General features: G+C 52.8%; 5 protein-coding genes, 4 tRNA genes, 2 rRNA genes and 1 other RNA gene. 10 read left to right on the top strand and 2 right to left on the bottom strand.

Going from position 1 to position 6,687, the window contains the following annotated elements; genetic code table 11:
• From QOL81_RS24615 to birA, 4 genes are all read left to right on the top strand, one after another.
• A 23S ribosomal RNA gene (locus QOL81_RS24615) occupies positions 1-279 on the top strand; the annotation flags it as partial.
• Positions 280-384: 105 nt separating this feature from the next.
• Positions 385-500 (top strand): 5S ribosomal RNA (rrf, locus tag QOL81_RS24610).
• Between the two features lie 376 nt (positions 501-876).
• Entirely contained in the window at positions 877-1,914 is a 1,038-nt protein-coding gene (gene murB / locus QOL81_RS24605; RefSeq protein ID WP_283440120.1) for a UDP-N-acetylmuramate dehydrogenase, read from the top strand.
• Positions 1,911-2,873: a bifunctional biotin--[acetyl-CoA-carboxylase] ligase/biotin operon repressor BirA gene (birA, locus tag QOL81_RS24600; protein WP_033636716.1), complete on the top strand. Its 963-nt coding sequence runs from the start codon at positions 1,911-1,913 to the stop codon at positions 2,871-2,873. The genes murB and birA overlap by 4 nt, the downstream gene beginning before the upstream one ends.
• Before the next feature lie 45 nt (positions 2,874-2,918).
• Here birA and coaA read toward each other — a convergent pair whose 3' ends face one another.
• Entirely contained in the window at positions 2,919-3,869 is a 951-nt protein-coding gene (coaA, locus tag QOL81_RS24595) for a type I pantothenate kinase (RefSeq protein ID WP_033636718.1), read from the bottom strand.
• Positions 3,870-4,088: 219 nt separating this feature from the next.
• Positions 4,089-4,637 (bottom strand): GNAT family N-acetyltransferase, encoded by a 549-nt coding sequence (locus tag QOL81_RS24590; RefSeq protein WP_283440119.1) that lies wholly within the window; start codon positions 4,635-4,637, stop codon positions 4,089-4,091.
• Between the two features lie 396 nt (positions 4,638-5,033).
• Between QOL81_RS24590 and QOL81_RS24585 the strand changes: the two genes are divergently transcribed.
• The 6 genes from QOL81_RS24585 to tuf form a co-directional block, all read left to right on the top strand.
• Positions 5,034-5,109: transfer RNA gene (locus tag QOL81_RS24585), tRNA-Thr, on the top strand.
• A gap of 25 nt (positions 5,110-5,134) precedes the next feature.
• Positions 5,135-5,219: transfer RNA gene (locus tag QOL81_RS24580), tRNA-Tyr, on the top strand.
• Positions 5,220-5,265: 46 nt separating this feature from the next.
• Positions 5,266-5,381: non-coding RNA, RtT sRNA (locus QOL81_RS24575), on the top strand.
• A gap of 36 nt (positions 5,382-5,417) precedes the next feature.
• Positions 5,418-5,492, top strand: a tRNA-Gly gene (locus tag QOL81_RS24570).
• Between the two features lie 6 nt (positions 5,493-5,498).
• Positions 5,499-5,574 (top strand) — tRNA-Thr (locus QOL81_RS24565).
• A gap of 109 nt (positions 5,575-5,683) precedes the next feature.
• A partial coding sequence (tuf, locus tag QOL81_RS24560; RefSeq protein WP_121510557.1) for an elongation factor Tu occupies positions 5,684-6,687 on the top strand: 1,004 nt, incomplete at its 3' end.

Below are 6,687 nucleotides of genomic sequence, written 5' to 3'. Positions count from 1 at the left end.
CGTTGGAAGATTGAGAGGGGTTGCTCCTAGTACGAGAGGACCGGAGTGAACGCACCACTGGTGTTCGGGTTGTCATGCCAATGGCATTGCCCGGTAGCTAAGTGCGGAAAAGATAAGCGCTGAAAGCATCTAAGCGCGAAACTTGCCTCAAGATGAGTCTTCCCTGGGCCTTCAAGGCCCCTGAAGGAACGTTTAAGACTAAGACGTTGATAGGCTGGGTGTGTAAGTGCAGCGATGCATTGAGCTAACCAGTACTAATGATCCGTGAGGCTTAACCTTACAACACCGAAGGTGTTTTGGTGAGACCAAGACAATATTCAGCTTGTTTACAGATTGGTTCTGATGGCGACACGAGAGTGGCGCGGTTGGAATAAAACGAATTTGCCTGGCGGCAATAGCGCGGTGGTCCCACCTGACCCCATGCCGAACTCAGAAGTGAAACGCCGTAGCGCCGATGGTAGTGTGGGGTCTCCCCATGCGAGAGTAGGACACTGCCAGGCATCAAACAAAGCCGAAAGCCCTGAACTGATGTTCAGGGCTTTTTGCTATGCGTAAAATAAATATCCTGACTGTATCTATTACTTTGAAAAATACCTTTTTGGCATATGTAGCTTAGTCTTATAAGGAAGAATAATGTTTTTTGTCGGGGGAATAGCCAGTTCAATATATAATTGATAGCTTAAGATTATTATTTAAATAATAAAAATGCCTATTTATTAAGATGTTGATGAGAATTATCCGGTTATATCAAAGATAAGTCTTAATTCTTCAGTGTATTATTCGATAAATTTCACGTTAATTAAAACAAATATTAGCCAGACGCCTCGAATCGAGTAGACTAGGCGAAAGATTATTTCCGTATAGGTACTGAACGTTATGTCTACTGAAAGCGCGTCTTTAAAAAACCACAATACGTTTGCGCTCCCGGTCAACGCAGCGCACCTGATCATAGCCGATAGAATTGAGCAGATGCTCAAGGTTTGGCAACAAACGCGCAAGCGTCAGGAGCCGCTGCTGATTCTCGGTGAAGGTAGCAACGTGCTGTTCCTGGAGGATTTTTCGGGCACGGTCATGGTCAATCAGCTAAAGGGTATCGACGTCCGGGAAGATAACGATGCCTGGCATCTCCACGTCAGCTCCGGTGAGAATTGGCATGATCTGGTGCAATATACGCTGCAGGCCGGGATCTGCGGTCTGGAGAACTTGGCGTTGATTCCTGGATTGGCTGGCTCCGCGCCTATTCAGAACATCGGCGCCTACGGCGTCGAATTGAAAGACGTTTGCGAGTATGTCGACCTGCTGGATTTCTCTACCGGCGCTATCGATCGCATTCCGGCTGCCGAGTGTGGTTTCGGCTACCGGGAAAGTATTTTCAAACACCGTTTCCAAACCGGGCATGTCATTGTCGGGCTGGGTTTACGCCTCAACAAACAGTGGCAACCCAAATTGAGCTACGGCGATCTGGCTAAGCTGGATCCCGCTACGGTGACGCCGCTTCAGGTATTTGAATCCGTATGCGCCATGCGCCGCAGCAAGCTGCCCGATCCGCGTGAAACCGGCAATGCCGGCAGCTTCTTCAAGAATCCACTGGTGAACGCAGAGAAAGCCGCAGAACTCATCGCCAAATATCCTGGCATACCGCATTATCCGCAGCAGGATGGCCAGATGAAGCTGGCCGCCGGCTGGCTTATCGACCAATGCGAGCTGAAAGGATATCGTCTCGGTGGTGCTGCGGTACACCGCCAGCAGGCGTTGGTGCTGGTGAACATCGACAACGCCCACAGTCAGGATGTGGTGGCGCTGGCGCGCCACGTACGCAAGACGGTGGCCGATAGATTTGGCGTCTGGCTGGAGCCTGAGGTGCGTTTTATTGGCGCGACCGGTGAGCTGAATGCCGTGGCGGTGCTGTCATGAAAGATACCAAGGTTCCGTTAAAACTGATCGCGCTGCTGGCCGACGGCGAATTCCATTCCGGGGAACACCTCGGTGAGTCACTCGGCATGAGCCGTGCTGCGATCAATAAGCATATTCAAACCATTCGCGAGTGGGGGCTGGATGTTTTTACCGTGCCTGGCAAAGGTTACAGCCTGCCTGGTGCCATCCAGCTGTTGGAAGCCGAGCGTATCCTCAGCCTGCTGGAAGACAAGCGTGTAAGCGTGTTGCCGGTGGTCGATTCCACCAACCAATACTTGCTGGACCGCATCGCCGAATTGCACTCCGGTGACGCCTGCGTCGCTGAATACCAACAGGCGGGGCGTGGGCGCCGCGGGCGGCAGTGGATCTCGCCATTCGGCGCTAATTTATACCTGTCGATGTTCTGGCGCTTGGAGCAAGGCCCGGCGGCGGCAATGGGGCTTAGCCTGGTGATCGGGATGGTGATGGCGGAAGTTCTGCAGCGTCTCGGTGCGGCAGACGTGCGCGTTAAGTGGCCTAACGATCTTTATCTGAACGATCGTAAACTGGCGGGAATCCTGGTCGAACTGACGGGAAAAACCGGCGATGCGGCTCAACTGGTCATCGGTGCCGGCATTAACCTGGCAATGCGGGATACCAACGCCAGCGCCATTACCCAGGGCTGGATTAACCTGCAGGAAGCGGGAATTCAGATCGATCGCAATGAGCTGGCTGCAACCCTGCTCAATGAGCTGCGTCAGTCGTTGAAACAGTTTGAGATAGACGGACTGGCGCCCTTTATCGGTCGCTGGCGTACCTTGGATAACTTTATCGACAGACCGGTCAAGCTCCTGATTGGCGAGCGGCAGATTGTGGGCATCGCCCGAGGTATCGATTCGCAGGGGGCGCTACTGCTGGAACAAGACGGAGAGATAAAACCCTTCATCGGCGGGGAGATATCGCTGCGCAGTGCGGAATAGTTAGAGAAAGGGGGACGGCAACGTCCCCTGAATCGATCGGTAGGCTTACTTTCTTAAACGCACGCTTTCAACGGCGTGGTTAGCGCTTTTGGTCATGATCAGGCTGGCGCGTTCGCGCGTAGGCAGTATATTCTGCTGCAAATTCAATCCGTTAATTTCATTCCACAATTGCGTGGCGATATTAATCGCTTCCGGTTCCGGCAATTTTGAATAGTGATGGAAATAAGAATCGGGATTGGAAAATGCGCCCTGACGGAATTTCAGGAAGCGATTGATATACCAGCTTTGCAATAGCGTCTCCGGGGCATCAACATATATAGAGAAGTCGACAAAATCGGAAACGAATACGCGATGCGGGTCGTGAGGGTAATCCATACCGCTTTGCAATACGTTAAGCCCTTCCAGGATCAGAATATCCGGCTGCTCGATGACTTTATTGCCCTCGGGCACAACGTCATAGATCAAATGGGAATAAACCGGGGCGGTGACGCGTTTGGCGCCGGATTTCACTTCCGACACGAATTTCACCAGGCTATGCATATCGTAAGACTGCGGGAAGCCTTTTTTCTTCATCAGGCCCCGTTCGTTCAGCACCTTATTAGGATGCAAGAAGCCGTCGGTCGTGATCAGCTCAACGCTGCGGTGTTCCGGCCAGCGGCTCAGCAGTGCCTGCAACAAGCGCGCTGTTGTGCTCTTACCGACGGCTACGCTGCCGGCGATGCCGATGACATAGGGAATCTTTTGCCCGTCAGTGCCGAGGAATTGCTCCAGTACCGCCTGCCGCCGCAGGTTGGAGCTGATATAGAAGTTCAACAGTCGTGACAGCGGCAGATAAATCTGCGCAACTTCTTCCAACGAGAGATCTTCGTTAATCCCTTTCAGTTTAACGATCTCTTCTTCCGACAACGTCAGCGGCACCGAATCTCTCAACGCAGCCCATTGGGTACGATCGAACTGTAGGTAGGGCGTTGCTAAAGATTGATCTCTTTTTATCATAAGCCAAATTCTGCCTGTTAACGCAGGTTGGGAAAGGCGCCGGACGCCAGCTCCAGAGAATAAACAAGCTGCATATTATAGACAGCTTCGTTTTTGGCGTAGACTTTTTTCGCAAAAGTTGTCGATAGGCAGCAGTTTATGTCAATTGTGCGAAGCGGCGCGCAGTTGATAAAGCGGGGTTGCAAGGCGGTATCATCGGGGCCGGATACCGCCTGAAGGCTAGCTGGCGATGGCGCGTGAAGTTTGGTTCACGGCGAACAGGCGTTTGTAATAAATAACGGTTGGATGGTAATGCCCATCGGGCCCTGCCGCATAATCCGGTAGCTCGCCCAAACAGCGATAACCCAGGCTGCGATAAAGCGCTTCTGCTGCCGAACCGGCCTGCGTATCCAGGTACAATAGCCCGCGCTGCTGTTGCAGTGCCGCGTGCTCCAGTGACTTCATCAGCGCCTGACCTACGCCGTTTCGGCGAGCGCGGCTATGCACCAACAGCTTCACTACCTCCGCACGATTACGGCCGTTCGGCTTCTGGCAGAGCTCGAGTTGCACGGTGCCAACGACGCCGCGCTCTTCACGGGCAATCCACAGCAGCAGTTCACCTTTGGCCAAGGCCGGCCGCAGACTGTGGAAGTAGCTTTCGGCGTCTTCGTGAGGGATTAAGGTGTCGTAACCGACAGAAGCGCCGTGCGTGACGGCATCGGTCAACAGGCGGGCCAATTCATCGCGGTAAATCGGTAGCGTAGCGGCGTTGATAGGCACTATTTTCATCGGTCATTCCTCCTGGGATGGGGGTAATGAAGAGAAGCAATAACTGAGCCACAGCGGCGAAAGGCATGGCGACGGCAAAAGGGCGAGGGATCAGTGTAGCCCACGCCGCAGTCCGGGGCAGGTATCCCCTTTTTGGTACATCGATCCCGCTCACAGTTTACCTGCGCGGGTTAAGTGTTTTGAGAAGCCCGACACGGAGAAAGCGGCGCTCAAGGCTTGCAAAAAGTGGATAAAATTGTAGAGAATGATTGCCGCGAGTGATGAATGTTTGCACGTCGCAGGCTGCGAATTGCATGACAGTATGCAAAATTGACTGATTTATGAGCGAAAGTGCGCGTAAAGCAATTTTTTTGTTGCATAGGTCGCCCGCTCTACCTAGAATGCGCTGCACTTGATGCCGGCTTAGCTCAGTAGGTAGAGCAACTGACTTGTAATCAGTAGGTCACCAGTTCGATTCCGGTAGCCGGCACCATTCAAGTCACAAGTAGTTAAAATCTGGTGGGGTTCCCGAGCGGCCAAAGGGAGCAGACTGTAAATCTGCCGTCACAGACTTCGAAGGTTCGAATCCTTCCCCCACCACCAAATCTTGCCTTCGGCGATTAACTGAGATGCGATAAATACCGCGACGGTTGATGGCGGGAGGAGAAGGCGAAAGCCTTCGGCAAGGTTCGAGCTGTGCAGCGCAAGGCGCAGCCGGCCCGAAGGATGCGAGCCGAGTGATGAACAATCCTGCTCCATCCCAAAATTCTACAGAAAAATCAGGTAGCCGAGTTCCAGGATGCGGGCATCGTATAATGGCTATTACCTCAGCCTTCCAAGCTGATGATGTGGGTTCGATTCCCACTGCCCGCTCCAAGATGTGCTGATATAGCTCAGTTGGTAGAGCGCACCCTTGGTAAGGGTGAGGTCGGCAGTTCGAATCTGCCTATCAGCACCACTTCTTAATTTCTCGCCCCCTGATTTTCTTTCTGTTCTGGATTCAACGAGCAAATGCTTGGTTGATGTGGTGATACCACCGATTTATCCGTGTCTTAGAGGGACAATCGATGTCTAAAGAAAAGTTTGAACGTACAAAACCGCACGTTAACGTCGGTACTATCGGCCACGTTGACCACGGTAAAACTACCCTGACTGCAGCGATCACTACCGTACTGGCTAAAACCTACGGCGGTTCTGCACGTGCTTTCGACCAGATCGATAACGCGCCAGAAGAAAAAGCTCGTGGTATCACCATCAACACCTCTCACGTTGAGTATGACACCCCGACTCGTCACTACGCGCACGTTGACTGCCCAGGGCACGCCGACTACGTGAAAAACATGATCACCGGTGCTGCTCAGATGGACGGCGCGATCCTGGTAGTAGCTGCGACTGACGGCCCAATGCCTCAGACCCGTGAGCACATCCTGCTGGGTCGTCAGGTTGGCGTTCCTTTCATCATCGTATTCATGAACAAATGCGACATGGTTGATGATGAAGAGCTGCTGGAACTGGTAGAAATGGAAGTTCGCGAACTGCTGTCCGCTTACGACTTCCCAGGCGACGACCTGCCGGTAATCCGCGGTTCCGCGCTGAAAGCGCTGGAAGGCGAAGCTGAGTGGGAAGCGAAAATCATCGAACTGGCCGAAGCCCTGGACAGCTACATCCCAGAGCCAGAGCGTGCTATCGACAAGCCGTTCCTGCTGCCAATCGAAGACGTATTCTCCATCTCCGGTCGTGGTACCGTTGTTACCGGTCGTGTTGAGCGCGGTATCATCAAAGTTGGCGAAGAAGTTGAAATCGTTGGTATCAAAGACACCGTTAAGTCTACCTGTACTGGCGTTGAAATGTTCCGCAAACTGCTGGACGAAGGCCGTGCTGGTGAGAACGTAGGTGTTCTGCTGCGTGGTATCAAGCGTGAAGAAATCGAACGTGGTCAGGTACTGGCTAAGCCAGGCTCTATCAAGCCACACACCCAGTTCGAATCTGAAGTGTACATCCTGAGCAAAGATGAAGGTGGTCGTCACACGCCATTCTTCAAAGGCTACCGTCCACAGTTCTACTTCCGTAC

The sequence above is a fragment of the Serratia sp. CC22-02 genome (assembly GCF_900182895.1).
In the GTDB taxonomy this organism is placed as follows: Bacteria; Pseudomonadota; Gammaproteobacteria; order Enterobacterales; family Enterobacteriaceae; genus Serratia; species Serratia nevei.
Note: the sequence above shows the minus strand (reverse complement) of the source record. Positions and strands in the feature narration are given on the sequence as shown.

What these genes read in the sequence shown, in the direction of transcription:
- murB (WP_283440120.1), top strand. Translation starts at nt 877, where the DNA reads ATGTCTACTGAAAGCGCGTCTTTAAAAAACCACAATACGTTTGCGCTC.
- birA (WP_033636716.1), top strand. Translation starts at nt 1,911, where the DNA reads ATGAAAGATACCAAGGTTCCGTTAAAACTGATCGCGCTGCTGGCCGAC.
- coaA (WP_033636718.1), bottom strand. Translation starts at nt 3,869, where the DNA reads ATGATAAAAAGAGATCAATCTTTAGCAACGCCCTACCTACAGTTCGAT.
- QOL81_RS24590 (WP_283440119.1), bottom strand. Translation starts at nt 4,637, where the DNA reads ATGAAAATAGTGCCTATCAACGCCGCTACGCTACCGATTTACCGCGAT.